The organism is Luteimicrobium album (assembly GCF_030161555.1).
In the GTDB taxonomy this organism is placed as follows: domain Bacteria; phylum Actinomycetota; class Actinomycetes; order Actinomycetales; family Cellulomonadaceae; genus Luteimicrobium; species Luteimicrobium album.
In genome coordinates, this window is the sequence record NZ_BSUK01000001.1 from 1,389,362 (window position 1) to 1,405,999 (window position 16,638).

Below are 16,638 nucleotides of genomic sequence, written 5' to 3' on the forward strand. Positions count from 1 at the left end.
CGCGCCGAAGCCGTGGGACCGCCAGGCCCGGGCCGCACGGCCGGGACCGTCCGCGGCCGCGCAGGACGCGCGGTGGGACGACACGTCCGACGTGCTGGGCAACGACGTCGACGTCGCGGGTCGCGCGGCGCTCGGCGACATCGACGTGCCCGCGCTCGAGGAGGCGTACCTCGCGACCACGACGATCCCGATCCCGGTCGTCGAGCCCGGCGCACCCGGGAGCCCCGCGGTCGAGGGGCTCGCCGGAGACCACGACACCACCGAGCCCGAGGCGACCACCGGCGCGCAGGCGTCGCTCGGGCGCAGCACCGCGGTCATGGCGGCGGGCACCGCGGTGTCTCGCGTGCTCGGGCTCGTGCGCAACATCGTGCTCGTCGCGGCCGTCGGGGTGACGGGAGACGTCGCGAACGCCTTCGACGTGGCGAACAAGCTCCCGAACATCCTGTTCGCGATCCTCGCGGGCGGCGTCCTCAACGCGGTGCTCGTGCCCCAGATCGTCCGCGCCTACCGGGCCCACAACGCCCAGGAGCGCCTCGACAAGCTCCTCACCCTGGCCGGCCTCGCGCTGGTCGTCGTCACGGCCCTCCTCACGCTCGGGGCGAGCGTCGTCGTCGGCTTCTACACCAAGGGCTGGTCGCCCGCCCTCCTGCACCTGGCTGTCGCGTTCGCCTTCTGGTGCATCCCCCAGCTCTTCTTCTACGGCGTCTACACGCTGCTCGGCCAGGTCCTCAACGCGCGCGGGCAGTTCGGGCCGTTCATGTGGGCGCCCGTCCTCAACAACATCGTGGCGATCGCGGGAACAGTCGTCTACATCTGGATCTACGGTCGGTACACGACGAACGGCCCGACGGCGGACGTCACGACCTGGGACAGCGCCCAGATCGCCCTCCTCGCCGGCACGGCGACGGCGGGAATCGCGGCACAGGCCCTCATCCTGCTCGTCCCTCTCTACCGTCGCGGGTTCCGCTGGCGCCCACGCCTCGGGCTGCACGGCATCGGGCTCCGCTCCGCGGGGAACGTCGCGGGCTGGACGTTCATGGCCGTCCTGCTCGAGCAGGTCGGGATCGCATTCATCACCCGGTTCGCATCGGCGGCCTCGTCGGCGAACGACGCGTCGCACGCATACGTCGCGGGCAACGCGGTCTACTCGCAGGCCCTGATGATCTACCTGCTCCCGCACTCTCTCGTCACGGTGTCCATCGCGACCGCCCTGTTCACCGGGATCGCCGCAGCAGCCTCCCGGGCCGACCTCGACGCGGTCCGCCGCCTGCTCTCCCACGGCTTGCGGACCGTCGGTGTGTTCACGTTCTTCGCGACCGCGGTCGTGGCGCTGCTCGCCGGACCGCTGACGAAGGTCCTGGTTCCGTCCGCGACCGGGTTGGACGGCACCGCGATCGCCGAGGTGCTCGCCGCCATGGCCTTCGGGCTCGTGGGGCTCGGCGGCATGGTCCTCATGAAGTGGGTCTACTTCGCGTTCGAGGACGGGCGCACGGTCTTCTGGATCCAGGTCCCCGCGACAGGACTGCTCGTCCTCCTGTCCTGGATCGGCACCCTCGTCCTGCCACCCCACCTGTGGGTGGTCGGCATCGGCATCGCTATGGCGGTCTCCAACACCGCGACCGTCCTCCTACGCACGGCCGGGGTCTCCCGCCTTCTGCACGGGCTCGACGGCCAGAGGATCATCGGGCAGCACGTCAGGGTCGCCCTCGCGACGATCGTCTCGGCGATCGCCGGCGCCTTCGTCCTCGCGATCCTCCCCGGCGACTTCATGCGGTCGTGGTTCGCGGCGCTCGGGACACTCGTCCTGGTGGGCACGATCATGTCCGGGGTCTACGTCGGCGGTCTCCGGGTGCTTCGCGTCACCGAGCTGGCCGACCTCCTGGCACCTTTCGTGAACAAGCTGCGCAGGCTCGCGCGCCGTTGACCGTGCCTCCGGGTCGTGACCGGTGCCGATGCGTACCATGAAGCCGAACTCCGCCCACGACCCCAGCGAGGACACGTGACCGACATCGGCACCACGCTCGTCGCGCGCTACGCGCTCACCGCGCCGCTGCCGCACGACCTGACGAACGTGGCCGTGTGGGCCGCCGAAGACCAGGTCCTCGGCCGTCAGGTCCGCGTGGTGCTCCCGTCCGGTCCGCACGTCGCCGCCACCCTCGACGCGGCCCGTCGAGCGGCCCTCGTGAGCGACCCCCGCCTGCTGCGCGTCCTGGACGTCGGCGTCGACCGCGTCGCCGACACGCTCGGTGGACCCGGCACCGAGGTGCCCTACGTCGTCACCGAGACGATCCCGGGCAGGACGCTCGGCGAGCTCGTCGCGGCCGCGCCCTTCAGCGCCGGTGTCGCGCGCACGATCGTCGGCGAGGCCGCGGCGGCGCTCGAGTCCGCGCGGCGCCGCGGCCTGCACCACTGGGCCCTGCGACCCGAGGCCGTCCGCGTCGTCGGCGACCGCGTGCTCGTGACCGGCCTGGGCGTCGACGGGCCCGTCAGCGGGCTCGAGGACCCCGACGGCGACGTCGGGTCGCGACGCGATGCGGACGCGCTCGTCGGCCTGCTGTACCACCTGCAGTCCGGCCGGTGGCCGGGGCACGAGCTCGAGGGCGACTGGCTCCTGGGCGACGCCCCTCGGCCGGCGCCGGCACCCCGCTCGCGGGACGGCGCGCCCGTCGGCCTCGACCAGCTCGCCCCGCAGGCTCCCGGGGACCTCGTGACCCTGTGTGCCGCGACGTTCACGACGGGCACCGGTCCGCGCACCCCCGCCGAGGTCGTCGCGGCGCTCGAACCCTGGGCGGCCCTGCCCGGCGAGGCACCGGCGGCGCCCGCTCCGGCCACGTCCACCCGGACCGCCGCGCCCACCGTGGCCGCGACCGGCGCACCGGCGCGAGAGTCCGTCCTTCATCCCGGTGCCACGAGCGCCGCGACAGGCGGCGGCGCGGCCGGCGCCCTCGCAGGCGCAGGCGTCGCCGCAGCTGGCGCGGCCCCCGTCGTGCGGGACCCTTCCGGTGTCGCCGGCCCGACGCTCGCGGGGCCTGGGGCGACCGCCTCCGCGCCCGCCCCGGCGGGCCCGCCGCGGCAGGCCGCCTGGGCTGCGCCGTCCGGCACCGTGCCCCCGAACCAGGAGCCCGGCGGTGCCGGGTGGGGCGGACCGAGCGGACCCGGAGGCCGCGTGCCCGGAGGCGGGCCGTCGCCGTTCCAGCCCGAACCGCCCCGGTTCTCCCGCGATCGTCTCCCCGGTCTGCGGACGAGGTCGAGCGGCACCGCTTCGACCCCACCCGCGTCGTCCTCGCGCTCTTCACCGCGGGCGTGGTCGTCGCGACCGTGTTCGCGGTGATCGGCCTGACCCACAACTTCAAGCCGGCGCTCGTCTACAACGAGAAGGCGACACCGGCAGCCGCCGCCGGGCCTCAGCCCACCACGACACCCGGCTCGACCGAGCAGGCGACCGCTCCCCGCAGGAGGACGTCCGCCCCGTCATCGCGAAGGGGCAGCAGGTCGACCCGCCGCCCCAGGGCGACCAGAACGAGCACCCCGAGGCCGCAGACCGGGCCTACGACGGCGACCTCAAGACCTACTGGTACACGCGCACCTACAACACGCAGCAGTTCTCCGGCCTGAAGTCCGGCGTGGGCTACGAGATCACGCTCGAGCAGTCCGCACCCGTGAGCAGGATCGTCCTCGACACCAACAACACCGGCGGGCACGTCGAGGTCCGGGCCACCGACGCCGAGCACCCCACGGACGGCACCGTGCTTGCCGAGGCGAGCTTCTCCGCCGAGACGACGCTGAAGTTCGACGAACCCGTCAAGGCCAAGCGCTTCGTCCTGTGGATCACCGAGCTGCCCACGACCGAGGACGGCAAGAACCGCGTGGAGCTCAACGAGATCCAGATCTCCTGACACCTCAGTCGCCTCCCTCCGCCGACGACGGCGGGAGACCACCCGAGCGGGGCGTGCGCCGTCGTCCGTGAAGACGGAACAATGGGAGGCAGGCCGTGGTTGAAGGCGGCGACACACCCGAGGAGCAGCAGTGACCGAGAGCACGCCCACGACGCCCGCCGTCGTCCCCGACACCACCCCCGCGAGATCGTGATCGTCGGCTCCGGGCCGGCCGGCTACACGGCGGCCGTGTACGCGGCGCGCGCGGGCTTCAACCCGCTGGTCCTCGCGGGCTCGGTGACCGCCGGCGGCGCCCTCATGAACACCACCGACGTGGAGAACTTCCCCGGGTTCCCCGACGGTGTCCTCGGCCCCGAGCTCATGGAGTCCATGCAGAAGCAGGCCGAGCGGTTCGGCGCGCAGATCGAGTGGGACGACGCGACCGAGGTCGAGCTCGACGGTGACGTCAAGGTCATCCGCACCGCCAACGGCGAGACGTACACGGCCAAGGCCGTCATCCTCGCGACCGGGTCCGCCTACCGCGAGCTCGGCCTCGAGGGCGAGAAGCGGCTCTCGGGCCGCGGCGTGTCCTGGTGCGCGACCTGCGACGGGTTCTTCTTCCGCGACCAGGTGATCGCCGTCGTCGGCGGCGGGGACTCCGCCGTCGAGGAGGCCACGTTCCTCACGCGGTTCGCGTCGAAGGTCGTCATGGTGCACCGCCGCGACCAGCTCCGCGCGTCGAAGATCATGGCCGACCGCGCGGCCGCGGACCCGAAGATCGAGTTCGCGTGGAACAGCGAGGTCATCGGGGTCCACGGCGACGCGAAGGTCGACCGGCTCACGCTGCGCGACACCGTCACGGGCGACGAGCGTGAGCTCGACGTGACCGGCCTGTTCGTCGCGATCGGGCACGAGCCCCGGACGGACCTCGTCAAGGGCCAGGTCGACCTGGACGAGAACGGCTACATCCTGGTCCAGGGCCGGACGACCCTGACCAACCTGCCCGGCGTCTTCGCGTGCGGCGACGCCGTCGACCACCGCTACCGCCAGGCCATCACGGCCGCCGGGTCCGGCTGCTCGGCCGCCCTCGACGCGCAGGCCTACCTCGACGAGGTCACCGGCGTGTCCTCGCTGCCCGAGCAGGCCGTCGAGGCCGTCGTCGCCTGAGCGACTCCCCACCGTCCCACAGCCCGACGCCGGCCCACGGCCGGCCCGTCCTCTCACCGGAGGTTCTCATGGGTGACTACACCGCCCCCGTCACCGACGACTCGTTCAAGGCCGACGTCCTCGAGTCCGACGTGCCCGTCCTCGTCGACTTCTGGGCCGAGTGGTGCGGGCCGTGCCGCCAGGTCGCGCCGATCCTCGAGGAGCTCGCCGAGCAGTACGAGGGCAAGGTCAAGGTCGTGAAGCTCGACACCGACGCGAACCCGCAGGTGACCGCGGCGTACGGCGTCGTGTCGATCCCGACGCTCAACTTCTACCGCGGCGGCGAGCTCGTGCGCTCGCTCGTCGGCGGCCGCCCCAAGCGCGCGCTCGCCGAGGAGATCGACGCAGTCCTCGAGGGCGCCGAGGCCTGACGCGCGAGGCCCCGGATCGTTCCGGGACCTCCCGACACCGACGGCCGGGGCGGCCGGATCCGCGTGGTCCGGCCGCCCCGGCCGTCTTCACGTTCTCGTCACGACACGCGTGCGACACTGGGCAACGTGACCGAGAACCTGAGCCCCCAGCCCGCGACGTCCCCGACCACGGCTTCCGCCGCGGCAGCGGCGCGCGCGGCAGCGGCAGGTTCCGGGGCAGCACCCGCGGGCACGCGCCTCGACCCGTGGTTCGGCTCCTACGCGGACCGGGCGCACGGTATGCGTGCCTCCGAGATCCGCGCCCTGTTCGCCGTCGCCAACCGCCCCGAGGTCGTCTCCCTCGCCGGGGGCATGCCCTACCTCAAGGGGCTGCCGCTCGACACGATCGCCGCGTCCGTCGCGGAGCTCGTCGCCACCCGCGGGGCGACCGCCCTCCAGTACGGCAGCGGCCAGGGCGACGAGACCCTACGTGAGCAGATCATCGAGGTCATGCGCCTCGAGGGCGTCGCGGCGCACCCCGACGACGTCGTCGTCACCACGGGGTCGCAGCAGGCGCTCGACCTCGTGACCCGGATCTTCGTGGACCCGGGCGACGTCGTCGTGGCCGAGGCGCCGTCGTACGTCGGGGCGCTCGGCGTCTTCCGCTCCTACCAGGCCGAGGTCGTGCACTCGCCCATCGACGAGCACGGCATCGTCCCGGAGATCCTCGAGGAGACGCTCACCCGCCTCGAGACCGCGGGCAAGACGGTCAAGCTGCTCTATCTCATCCCGAACTTCCACAACCCGGGCGGCGTCTCGATCTCGCTCGAGCGTCGGCCCAGGATCGTCGAGATCGCCCAGCGCCACGGCGTCCTCGTGCTCGAGGACAACCCGTACGGGCTCCTCGGGTTCGACGGCGAGACCCTCCCCGCGCTGCAGTCGTACCACCCCGACGGCGTCGTCTACCTCGGGTCGTTCTCCAAGACCTTCGCCCCCGGGTACCGGGTCGGCTGGGCCGTCGCGCCGCACGCCGTGCGGGAGAAGCTCGTCCTCGCCTCCGAGGCCGCGATCCTGTGCCCGTCCAACGCGTCGCAGATGGCTATCTCGACCTACCTGGCGACGTGCGACTGGCAGGGTCAGGTCAAGCAGTTCCGCGAACTCTACCGCGAGCGTCGCGACGCGATGGTCGGCGCGCTCGCCGAGCACCTCCCGTCGGCGTCCTGGACCGTGCCGGCGGGCGGCTTCTACACCTGGGTGCGACTGCCCGAGGGCCTCGATGCGAAGGCCATGCTGCCCCGCGCCGTGACCGCGCGCGTCGCCTACGTCCCCGGGACCGCGTTCTACGCCGACGGGTCGGGCGCCGACCACATGCGCCTGTCGTTCTGCTACCCCACGCCCGAGCAGATCCGCGAGGGTGTCCGGCGGCTCGCCGGCGTCGTCTCGAACGAGCTTGACCTCGCGACGATCTTCGGCACGGGCACCGCAGACTCCCCGGCGTCGCAGAGCCGTCGGTCCTCCCCGGAGGACGTCGAGGCACCCGGTCCCGACCTCGCCTGACCGCCGCACCGTCGGGACGCCCCGTGCCGCTCGACACCTGGCCGGCTCTCGTGCCGTCGGGCGCCCTGCGTGACAGGCAGGTCCGATTCGTCCCCGACGGCCCGTAGGGCACGGGGTGCCGCCCGTTCACCCTTCTCAGCACGCCGCGACCCGGAGGCCTCACGTGACACCGCCCAGCAGCAGCCGCACCTCGAACGACCTCCGCGTCGTCGTCCTCGCCGGCGGGCTCTCGCACGAGCGTGACGTCTCGGTCCGCTCCGGCAGGCGCGTGGCCGACGCGCTGCGGAGCACCGGCGTCGACGTCGTCGTTCACGACGTCGACGCCGACCTCGTCCCCACCCTCCAGGAGCTCCGGCCGGACGTCGTCTGGCCGCTGCTCCACGGCGCGACCGGCGAGGACGGATCCGTCCGCGAGATCCTCGAGCTGCTCCGCCTCCCGTACGTCGGGACCGGTCCCCGCAGCAGCCGGGTCGCCTGGAACAAGGAGATCGCGAAGGGGGTCGTCGCCGCGGCGGGCATCGCAACCCCGGACTCCGTCACCCTGCAGCAGGACCTCTTCCGTGAGCTCGGCGCCGGGTCCGTGATGGACGCCATCGTCGACCGCATCGGTGTGCCTCTGGTCGTCAAGCCGTCGCGCGGAGGCTCCGCCCTCGGTGTCAGCATCGTCGATCGTCCGGGTGACCTCGCCCGCGCGCTCGTCGCGTCGTACGCCTACGGCGACACGGCGCTCGTCGAGCGCGCGATCGTCGGCACCGAGGTCGCCGTCAGCATCGTCGAGACCGAGGCCGGCCCCACCGCCCTCCCCGCCGTCGAGATCGTCACCGACGGACCGTACGACTACGACGCCCGGTACAACCCCGGGCGGAGCCAGTACTTCGCCCCCGCACGGCTGGACGGCGACGTCACCGAGCGCGTCGCGACAGCGGCCGTGACGGCCTTCCGCGCCCTGGGGCTGCGCCACCTGGGTCGTGTCGACCTCATCGTCGACGACGACGGCGTGCCGCACTTCCTCGAGACGAACGTCGCACCCGGCATGACGGAGACGTCGCTCTTCCCGCAGGCCGTGCTGGCCTCGGGAACCACGCTCGCAGGCGTCTATCGCGACGTCGTCGAGCGCGCCGCCCGCACCGTGTGACGGGACGGCTCCGGGGCCCACTCCCTCGGTTCGCCGATCCTGCCCGCCACCTCGAACGACGTGAGGGCGCCCGTCCGTCGACGGGCGCCCTCATGCTCTCCTGGCCGGGCTCGGAGCTCAGCGGCGCAGGAGGCCCGGGTCCTCCGGCGCCATGACGTCGAGGATCCGGTTGAGGTCCTCGACCGATGCGAACTCGATCGTGACCTTCCCCTTCGACTTCCCGAGGTCGACCCGGACCCGCGTCTCGAACCGGTCGGAGAGGCGAGAGGCCAGCTCGTCGACCGCTTCGCTCCGCTGGCCGGCCCGGGGCCGGTGCTGAGGCGCCTTCTCGTCGCCGACCCCGAGCGCCACGATCTCCTCGGTCGCCCGGACCGACAGCCCCTCGGACACGATCCGCTGCGCGAGCCGCTCGATCGCTGCGCCGTCCGAGAGCCCCAGCAGTGCACGGGCGTGGCCCGCCGACAGCACCCCCGCGGCGACGCGGCGCTGGACGAGCGGAGGCAGTCGGAGGAGCCGCAGCGTGTTCGAGATCTGCGGGCGAGACCGGGAGATCCGCAGTGCGAGCTCGTCGTGGGTGCAGCCGAAGTCGTCGAGGAGCTGGCGATAGGCGGCAGCCTCCTCGAGGGGGTTCAGCGCCGAGCGGTGGAGGTTCTCGAGCAGCGCGTCCCGCAGGAGGTCCTCGTCGTCGGTGACACGGACGATCGCGGGGATGACGTCGAGGCCGGCGGCCTGGGTGGCACGCCACCGCCGCTCCCCCATGATGAGCTCGTACTGTCCAGCCTCATCGGGTGCGGGACGCACGACGACCGGCTGGAGGACACCGATCTCCTTGATGGAGCCGACGAGCTCGTCCAGCTCACCCTCGTCGAAGACCGTCCTGGGCTGACGCGGGTTGGGCCGGATGCTGTTGACGGGGAGCTCCGCAAAGGACGCGCCCGGGACGGGGACGAGACCGTCCTGTCCGTCGGCGACCGGAGCCGTCACACCGCCCGACGTCGTCGAGATTCCCTCTGCCGTGCCCGCGTCCTCTGCCGTGCCCACGTCAGGATTCGAACCCTGGCTCGCGTCGTCGTGCGAGGCGCCGCTCTGTGCCTCGTCCGTACCCGGCTCTTCAGCGGTCGCCTCGGCGCGGTCGCCGTCGCCTTCCCCGGCGCTTTCCGCCACAGCATGCGGGGCAGCGTCCTCAGTCGCCGAGACGACATCTGACCGCGAGGCGTCGCCGGTCTCTGTGGCGGCCAGCGCCTCCGGATCGGCGTCCACGCCGCGCCCGTCACTCGCCGTCGCGTCCGCAGCGCTCTCCTGGTTCGTCGACTCGGGCGACACCTCGGGCTTTGGCGCCGATGCGCCGGACCTGCCGCCCGGGTCCACCGCCTCGACGTCCCCCAGGGGCGCACGTGACGACTCCGCTTCCGCTGTTCCGGTCGCACCGGACGCGGTCTCGACATCGAGGCCCGGCGCGTCGGTAGCCGCGTTGGTTTCACGTGAAACGTCGGCGACCTCCTCGTCAGCCGCGGACGCGTCCTCTGGCCGGTCGATGGTCGCGACGCCTGCCTCGCGTATTCCGCCCGTTGACGCGGCAGCGGGGAAGAAGACGTCCACCGGCCGCTCCCCCTCGGAACTCGTGGGGATCAAGGCGCCCAGACCACGTCCGAGGCCACGCCGACGTTCCTTCATCTCAGCTCACCTGCTCTTCCTGGACAGCGCGATCCGCGCCGGCCGTCACCGGACCACGTTCTGAAAGTTCGCGCGCCGCCTCCAGGTACGCGAGGGCGCCCGACGAGCTCGGGTCGTACGTCACGACGGTCTGCCCGTAGCTGGGCGCCTCCGAGATCCGCACCGATCGCGGAACCGTCGTGCGAAGCGTCTGCGCCGCGAAGTGCTGCCGAACCTCGCTCGCCACCTGTTGCGCGAGATTGGTGCGCGCGTCGTACATCGTCAGCAGGATCGTCGAGACGTGCAGCTCCGGATTGAGATGCGACTGGATCAGCCCGATCGTCTTGAGCAGCTGCGTGAGGCCCTCCAGCGCGTAGTACTCGCACTGGATCGGGATCAGCACTTCCCTGCCCACGACGAAGGCGTTCACGGTGAGCAGTCCCAGGCTCGGGGGCAGTCGACGAAGATGTAGTCGAGCGGAGGCTTTCCTCGCGCTCGAGCTCCGCCATGTAGGCATCGAGGGCACGCCGGAGCCGTGTTTCACGTGAAACGACGGACACGAGCTCGATCTCGGCCCCGGAGAGATCGATCGTTGCGGGCACGCACCACAGCGATTCGATATCGGGGCACTGCTGCACGACCTCGGCGATCGGCGCGTCCTCGATCAGAACCTCGTAGATCGACGGCGTTCCAGCGCGGTGGTCGACGCCGAGCGCGGTCGATGCGTTGCCCTGGGGATCGTTGTCGATGACGAGTACCTGGAGGCCCGACCTCGCCAGCGCAGCGGCAAGGTTGACCGTCGTCGTCGTCTTGCCTACGCCCCCTTCTGGTTGGCCACCGTGATGACCCGGGTCCGGTCGGGACGCGCCAAGGTCCGGCCCTCGAGCTCGATCCGACGCCTCACGTCCCGCGCCAGCTCCGCCGCCAGGGGTGTCGAGTCGTCGATCTCTGGCATCGCGGCGAGCAGCTCGGCGCGCGTGTCATGAGCGGTCGGCAACGGGAGCACGGGGTCCAACATCCCAGGCACGTTGCTGTTGTCCCCAGCCACAGATCCATCCTCACCCGCAGGATTCTGCGGTTCTTCGCTCGCGTCCACGTCGATATCCACAACCATCTGTGGATTGTCGCTTGTGTCCGTCGGAGCTGCTTCCACAGGCTTCGCTTCGACCGATGTGCTTGGCCCGCCGTCGTGATCGGGCGTCGCGGACCTCGTGCGAGGCCGGCTGTCCCCGTCCTCCGCGACATCGTTCCGCCTTGCCTGGGCATGGGGCGCCTCGGGATCCTCGACCGCGCCCCCTTCCTCGAGCGCCTGCGGCGGATCGGCGGTCAGGGTGGCGGGTGGCGCCACGATCGGCATCAGGACCGTCGGAGTGTCCGACGGTGTTTCACGTGAAACTGCGGAGTCGCCTGGCGACGCTCCGAGTCCGTCGTCGTGCGACGCCACCGTCGCGAGGCCGTCCGAAGGCGCGCGGTCTTCGCGGTTCGTGGAATCGGAAGCATTGTGCCGTGAGAATCGTGAGAACCAGCCGCCCGATCCACCCCGTGGCATCCCGCTGTCACCGTCCTTGTCGTCTGGCATCGCTACTGAGAAGTTCTCGGCTGACGCTACAGGTCATCGCGCGGATCCTCGGCGAGGCACGCGCACCACGACCGTGTCCTCCACGACAGGAATCGTCGCCGCACGAAGAATCGTCGGATCGCCTGCTCCGAGACGACGAAGCACCTTGCGCGCCGCCGGAACCTCGCGCTCGACGTTCCGGCCCTTGAGCAGCACGAGCTCGCCGTCCTCACGGAGGAGTGGCAGGCCGATCCGCGCCAGCTTGTCGAGGGACGCGACAGCCCGGGCCGTCACCGCGTCGACCTCGAAGGCGCCGTGGAACTCCTCCGCGCGCCCCCGCTTGACCTCGACGTTCGACAGCTCCAACGCGTCGGACATCTCCCCCAGCCAGGTACAGCGGCGTTCCATGGGCTCGATCAGCATGACCTGGACCGAGGGCAGCATCGCCGCAATGACGATGCCTGGGAGACCTGCACCTGAGCCGAGGTCGGCGACGCTGCCCGTTGTCGGCAGATAGGGCACCACAGCGGCCGAGTTGTAGATGTGTCGCGACCAGATCCTGTCGACCTCACGCGGCCCGATCAGGCCGCGCTCCTCGCCGTCGCTGGCGAGCCGGTTGGCAAAGAGCTCCACCTTCGCAAAGGCCTGTCCGAAGTAAGCCAGCGCGGCGTCACGGGCGGCGGTTTCACGTGAAACGTCGTCGGGACCCTCGGACGAGAGCTCATCCGCTCCGGGACCACCGTCCTGTACCGGGGGCGCCTCGAACGCCTGAGCTCCATCGTGCGGTTGCGAGTTCACCGGCCCATCATTCCCTACCGGGACCCCTCCCCGCACCCGCGCGGCCGACTGTCACCGGCTGCCATGCCTGACCATCGAGACACGGGTGATCGATCGAGCTACGGCTGGCGCGACGCTACCTTCCTCGCTGACATCAGGCACCCTCCCTCTCTTCGGGCGGGGGCTCGAAACCGGTGCCGACACCCTCCCCAGAGGCACGGGACGCGCTCCGGTACTCGCGCCGCCCGCGGACGGCGTGGTGCCGCCGACATCCCCGAAAGCCCAGGCAGCGGTCATGGTCGGGGCGGCCTGGAGAACCGCCCCGCCGCCGTGTGCTCACCGCGTTCTGCTGAGGTACGCCGAGCAGTCGAGCGTCGAGCGACTGTGGAACTTGCTGGATGGGAGTGCGGAGCGACACGGCCGGACGTCCCGATGCTGTTTCACGTGAAACACCCTCGATCAACGAGCTCGGCACCCGCAGCGGGCGGTCGATTCTGTTCCGCTGCCGAGCTTCCAGGTGTTGTCGCCATCACTGCCACGCCTGCATCAGGGTGACGAAGTCCAGGCGACTCCGTCGAACCACGGAATTGCTCCCGACCGCTGCGACCGACCGGCTCTAACGGCTTCGTGCTCCCAGCGGCCGGGCAGCTCCGGCGACAGTCACCTGCGCTCTCGCGAAAGCTCCCTGCTTCCGACCGGGGGCCGTTCGCCCCGGTCGGCGAGCCATCGCCTGGCGCGGGATCTCCGCCCGAGGAACTCTCGTCATGGCCAACGTCCCGGACCGGGTCAGCCTCTCGTGACGCCTCCACGCCCCTCACGTGCACTCCTCCGGCTCACTGCATCCCGGTACACGCCGCGCGCGTCAGCGGCCTGCCTGATCGCGCCACGATCAACTCGTCGCACGAGGCGCCCCACGTCCCGTGCCGCGACAGGTTGGACCACGGCGGAGCCCATCGCTCAACCCTATGAACGCGTGGTCCGGCGCCGCGAGACCAACACCCGCAGCGCAGCAGTGCGAGGTTCGGAGGTCCGGAGGTCCGGAGGTCCGGAGGTCCGCGCGGCCGAGCGATCGACCGCGTCCCTGTTTCACGTGAAACCATCTCGCCGAGGTGCTGATGCCTGCCTCACCATGCGACCCGGCCCTTGCTGGGCTCCGGTGCACGACATCAACGCGAGAACCGACAACGTCCACACCGCCGTCCCGCTGCCGGGACAACGCACAGCAGAGGCCAGGCCGTCGACGACGATCGTCTCGCTCGAAGCTCGACGTCCAGCGCCCGCTCGCCCGCTCGACCGCCGTGGTGCACTGTCATGGGCGCGAATCGGAATCGCATCGGTGGCCTATCGAGGCCCGAGATCCGGGCGTGAAATGGCCCGGCACCGTTCTGCGCGCAGCCTTGCACCCCGCCAGCGCCGTCCGGCCAACCGCGTATCCGCATCCATGTCGACCCAAGGCCAACGGTCCACTTCTCCCGGTCTCCTCAACGTCCGGCTCCGCCTCCGACGTGGCGCGCCAGATCCGTCGGCGCACCGGATCCGGACGAAGCCGCACAGCTCGACGGTAAGCGTCGGCGTCGGCGTCGGCGTCGGCGTCGGCGTCGGCGTCGGCGTCGGCGTCGAACAAGCAACCCGGTCGCCATGTTTCACGTGGAACACGCCGACCGAGAGGGCCGAACAGCGCGCGAGGAACCGAGCTCCTCGTCGGAGCGACCGACCCGGGCACGCGGTGTGACCGAGAGCATCCGCGGGCACCGCTCAGCAGTCTCGCGGCACACGCTCCACCGACACCGCGCGCGACGAGAGTTCGCACCGAGGCGCCAAGCCGAGAGAGCAATGGGGCGTCGAGCCGACCGGCTCGACGCCCCTTCGAGGTGTCACTCAGGCGGGGTCAGGCGGGGAGGACCACCACGTACCGCTCCGGCTCGACGCCTCGAGAGTCGCTCGACAGCCCGGCCGCAGCCACCTGGTCGTGCACGACCTTGCGCTCGAACGCGTTGAGCGGGTCGAGCGCGACCTCCTGACCGCTCTCGCGGACCGCCGCGATCGCCGACTCGGCGAGCGTGACCAGCTCGGCACGCCGAGCCGCACGGTAGCCCGCGACATCCAGCATGAGACGGCTGCGCTCGCCCGTCCGGGTCTGCACCGCGAGCCGCGTGAGCTCCTGGAGGGCTTCGAGCACTTCGCCGTGGGAGCCGGCGAGGTGCTTGAGGGCGCCCGGCGCCTCGGCCACGATCTCCACGGCCGCGCGATCGTTCTCCACGTCGATCTCGATGTCGCCGTCGAGGTCGGCGATGTCGAGGAGCTCCTCGAGGTAGTCGGCGGCGATCTCGCCCTCGTCCTCGAGTCGCTTGGTCGGGCTCGGCGCAACCGGCTGCGTCTCGGACGACGTCATGGGTTTCTCCTTCGGTTCAAGCGGGCGGTCGCCGCGCGACACTGCGCAGGCGGACCTCTGTCTGGTGGGGCTGACGAGCGCGGACCGCTACCGCTTCTTGCGTTTCTTGCCGGAGCCGGGGCCGGCCGGACGCTTCTGGGAGCCGCTCGCGGCTGCACCCGCACCCCGACCGCCGCCCTGCTCTCCGCCCGTCTTCCCGCTCGTCGCACCCTTCGGTGCGGAAGCCTCCGGCTGAGTCGTCGGCTCCGAGCGAGCCGGCGGGTTCTCGGCCACAGCATCGCCGCTCGCGCCGCCAGCTGCAGCAGGCTTCACCGGACCCTTGTTCCTGTCCTTGCGCTTGGGCTGCTGACGCTGGCCGCGGGGGCCTCGATGATCAGAGGCTCCTCCGGGATGATGCCCTTCGCGCGGTCCCGAGCGGCCTTCTTCTCCTTGTAGATGCGCTCCGCCTCGGACCCGGGGGCGGGCATCCGCTTGATCGTGTAGAACTGCTGACCCATCGACCAGAGGTTCGTCGTGGTCCAGTAGACGAGGACACCGATCGGGAAGTTGATGCCCGAGATCGCGAAGACCACCGGGTAGCCCCAGAGCATGAGCTTTTGGGTCTGTGCCATCGGGCCCTGGAGCGCCGCCTTCGGCATGTTCTTCATGGTGAGCTGGCGCTGCGTGAAGAACGTCGTGGCGCACATCGCGACGATGAGGATGGCCGCGGCGACCTTGGCGTTGGTGCCCTCGGCACTCTTGAACACGTCCGAGAGCTGCGCGCCGAAGATCTGCGACGTCTCGATGTCGTGGGCGACGGACGCGTTGATGGGACCGATGGCACCACGCTTGCCGTCAGCGATGTCCGGCAGGTGGTTGAGCACACGGAACAGCGCGAAGAAGATCGGCGACTGCAGCAGGATCGGGAGGCAGGACGCGAACGGGTTGGTCCCGTGCTTCCGGTACAGCGCCATGGTCTCGCGAGAGAGCGCCTCACGGGAGGCCGGGTCGCTCTTGCCCTTGTACTTCTTCTGGATCGCCTGGAGCTCGGGCTGCATCATCTGCATGCCACGCGACGCCCTGATCTGCCGGAAGAACAGCGGGATCAGGATGATCCGGATGACGATGACCAGGCCGACGATCGACAGAACCCACGCAAAGCTGGGCCCTTCGGAAAAACCGACGTGGGTCAGCACCCAGTGGCAGGCGTACATGATCCATGCGACGGCCCATTCGATGGGCCCGAGGATCGTGTCGAACATGTGTCAGTGCTCCCTGGTTCGGGGGTCCCGTGGCGCGGCATCAGACCGCAGTGCCGGACAGGCGGTGGTGGTCGGTGTGCTGACCCTCGTGGAGGGTCGGCGAGCGCCACTCCCCGAGCGGTGGGACGTCGTCGACCCCACCCTTGCTCCAGGGGTTGCAACGCAGCAGTCGCCAGGCAGCCAGCACGAGGCCCTTGAGGATCCCGTGGCGCTCGACCGCGGTGACCGCGTAGCTCGAGCACGAGGGGTAGTACTTGCATGTCGCGGGTCGCATCGGTGAGACGAACCGCTGGTACCAACGGATCGGAGCGACGAGCGCGCGACGCACGGCCTGGGCGGCGCGGCTCATCGCGCCGTCTTCCGGAGAGCCGAGCGGAGAGCACCGCCGAGATCGTCGGCGAGTGCGTCGAAGCTCGCGGTGGCGGACGCGGGCAGAGCGCGGACCACGACCGACGAGCCGGCTGGGAGCATGCCGACGTCCCGGAGCGACGCGGCCCGGAGTCGGCGCTTCACGAGGTTTCGGATCACGGCGTTCCCCACTGCCTTGGATACGACGAAACCGACCTTGGCGGGCCCGCCGCCCCCTGCTGGGGCGAGATGGACCACCAAGGTCGACCGTCCCGCGCGGACCCCCGTCCGTACCGTCGCGCTGAACTCCTGCGGGCGGCGGAGGCGGTGCGCTGCGGGCAGCACCGTCGAGGGCTCAGGCGGAGAGCTCGGCGCGGCCCTTGCGGCGACGAGCCGAAAGGATGGCGCGGCCGGCACGGGTCCGCATCCGCAGGCGGAAACCGTGGGTCTTCGCACGGCGGCGGTTGTTCGGCTGGAAGGTGCGCTTGCTCACGGGGGCTCTCCAAGAACGTCGGGAGGTGCGTCCCCGACAACGCCGGGGATCAC

The 16,638-nt window shown here is 71.0% G+C and carries 15 protein-coding genes and 1 pseudogene; 8 read left to right on the forward strand and 8 right to left on the reverse strand.

Features of this window, described 5'->3' with window-relative positions:
• Window positions 1-91: 91 nt before the first annotated feature.
• From murJ to QQK45_RS07130, 8 genes are all read left to right on the forward strand, one after another.
• Window positions 92-1,924 (forward strand): murein biosynthesis integral membrane protein MurJ, encoded by a 1,833-nt coding sequence (gene murJ / locus QQK45_RS07095; protein ID WP_284292662.1) that lies wholly within the window; start codon window positions 92-94, stop codon window positions 1,922-1,924.
• A 75-nt stretch (window positions 1,925-1,999) separates the two neighbouring features.
• Entirely contained in the window at window positions 2,000-3,331 is a 1,332-nt protein-coding gene (locus QQK45_RS07100) for a protein kinase family protein (RefSeq protein ID WP_284292663.1), read from the forward strand.
• Window positions 3,304-3,615, forward strand: a complete 312-nt coding sequence (locus QQK45_RS07105) for a hypothetical protein (protein ID WP_284292664.1) — start codon at window positions 3,304-3,306, stop codon at window positions 3,613-3,615. The genes QQK45_RS07100 and QQK45_RS07105 overlap by 28 nt, the downstream gene beginning before the upstream one ends.
• An 8-nt stretch (window positions 3,616-3,623) precedes the next feature.
• Window positions 3,624-3,896 carry a hypothetical protein gene (locus QQK45_RS07110; protein ID WP_284292665.1) on the forward strand — a complete coding sequence of 91 codons (273 nt, stop codon included), beginning with the start codon at window positions 3,624-3,626 and terminating at the stop codon, window positions 3,894-3,896.
• A 189-nt stretch (window positions 3,897-4,085) separates the two neighbouring features.
• Window positions 4,086-5,042, forward strand: coding sequence for a thioredoxin-disulfide reductase (gene trxB / locus QQK45_RS07115; protein WP_431310246.1), 957 nt, complete (start codon window positions 4,086-4,088; stop codon window positions 5,040-5,042).
• A gap of 68 nt (window positions 5,043-5,110) precedes the next feature.
• A complete protein-coding gene (trxA, locus tag QQK45_RS07120; protein WP_284292666.1) occupies window positions 5,111-5,452 on the forward strand; it encodes a thioredoxin in 342 nt (113 codons plus the stop codon).
• 126 nt (window positions 5,453-5,578) lie between these two features.
• Window positions 5,579-6,988: an aminotransferase-like domain-containing protein gene (locus tag QQK45_RS07125; protein WP_348525166.1), complete on the forward strand. Its 1,410-nt coding sequence runs from the start codon at window positions 5,579-5,581 to the stop codon at window positions 6,986-6,988.
• A 163-nt stretch (window positions 6,989-7,151) separates the two neighbouring features.
• Complete coding sequence (locus tag QQK45_RS07130) at window positions 7,152-8,123, forward strand: D-alanine--D-alanine ligase family protein (protein ID WP_284292667.1); 972 nt, start codon at window positions 7,152-7,154, stop codon at window positions 8,121-8,123.
• A gap of 117 nt (window positions 8,124-8,240) precedes the next feature.
• Here QQK45_RS07130 and QQK45_RS07135 read toward each other — a convergent pair whose 3' ends face one another.
• The 8 genes and pseudogenes from QQK45_RS07135 to rpmH all read right to left on the reverse strand — a co-directional run bounded on the left by QQK45_RS07135 (window position 8,241) and on the right by rpmH (window position 16,585).
• On the reverse strand, window positions 8,241-9,446 hold the full coding sequence (locus tag QQK45_RS07135) for a ParB/RepB/Spo0J family partition protein (RefSeq protein WP_431310323.1): 1,206 nt from the start codon (window positions 9,444-9,446) through the stop codon (window positions 8,241-8,243).
• A gap of 352 nt (window positions 9,447-9,798) precedes the next feature.
• Window positions 9,799-10,731: pseudogene (locus QQK45_RS07140) on the reverse strand (ParA family protein).
• A 657-nt stretch (window positions 10,732-11,388) separates the two neighbouring features.
• Window positions 11,389-12,132: a 16S rRNA (guanine(527)-N(7))-methyltransferase RsmG gene (gene rsmG, locus QQK45_RS07145; RefSeq protein WP_348525167.1), complete on the reverse strand. Its 744-nt coding sequence runs from the start codon at window positions 12,130-12,132 to the stop codon at window positions 11,389-11,391.
• A gap of 1,867 nt (window positions 12,133-13,999) precedes the next feature.
• On the reverse strand, window positions 14,000-14,503 hold the full coding sequence (locus QQK45_RS07150) for a Jag family protein (RefSeq protein WP_284292669.1): 504 nt from the start codon (window positions 14,501-14,503) through the stop codon (window positions 14,000-14,002).
• A 308-nt stretch (window positions 14,504-14,811) separates the two neighbouring features.
• A complete protein-coding gene (gene yidC, locus QQK45_RS07155; protein ID WP_348525168.1) occupies window positions 14,812-15,744 on the reverse strand; it encodes a membrane protein insertase YidC in 933 nt (310 codons plus the stop codon).
• Between the two features lie 40 nt (window positions 15,745-15,784).
• Complete coding sequence (gene yidD / locus QQK45_RS07160) at window positions 15,785-16,093, reverse strand: membrane protein insertion efficiency factor YidD (protein WP_284292670.1); 309 nt, start codon at window positions 16,091-16,093, stop codon at window positions 15,785-15,787.
• Entirely contained in the window at window positions 16,090-16,509 is a 420-nt protein-coding gene (gene rnpA / locus QQK45_RS07165; protein WP_348525169.1) for a ribonuclease P protein component, read from the reverse strand. The genes yidD and rnpA overlap by 4 nt, the downstream gene beginning before the upstream one ends.
• Window positions 16,448-16,585, reverse strand: coding sequence for a 50S ribosomal protein L34 (rpmH, locus tag QQK45_RS07170; RefSeq protein WP_036955291.1), 138 nt, complete (start codon window positions 16,583-16,585; stop codon window positions 16,448-16,450). The genes rnpA and rpmH overlap by 62 nt, the downstream gene beginning before the upstream one ends.
• Window positions 16,586-16,638: the final 53 nt, after the last annotated feature.

Coding starts and splice junctions, on each gene's coding strand:
- trxA (WP_284292666.1), top strand. CDS start 5,111: ATGGGTGACTACACCGCCCCCGTCACCGACGACTCGTTCAAGGCCGAC.
- QQK45_RS07150 (WP_284292669.1), bottom strand. CDS start 14,503: ATGACGTCGTCCGAGACGCAGCCGGTTGCGCCGAGCCCGACCAAGCGA.
- yidC (WP_348525168.1), bottom strand. CDS start 15,744: ATGTTCGACACGATCCTCGGGCCCATCGAATGGGCCGTCGCATGGATC.
- yidD (WP_284292670.1), bottom strand. CDS start 16,093: ATGAGCCGCGCCGCCCAGGCCGTGCGTCGCGCGCTCGTCGCTCCGATC.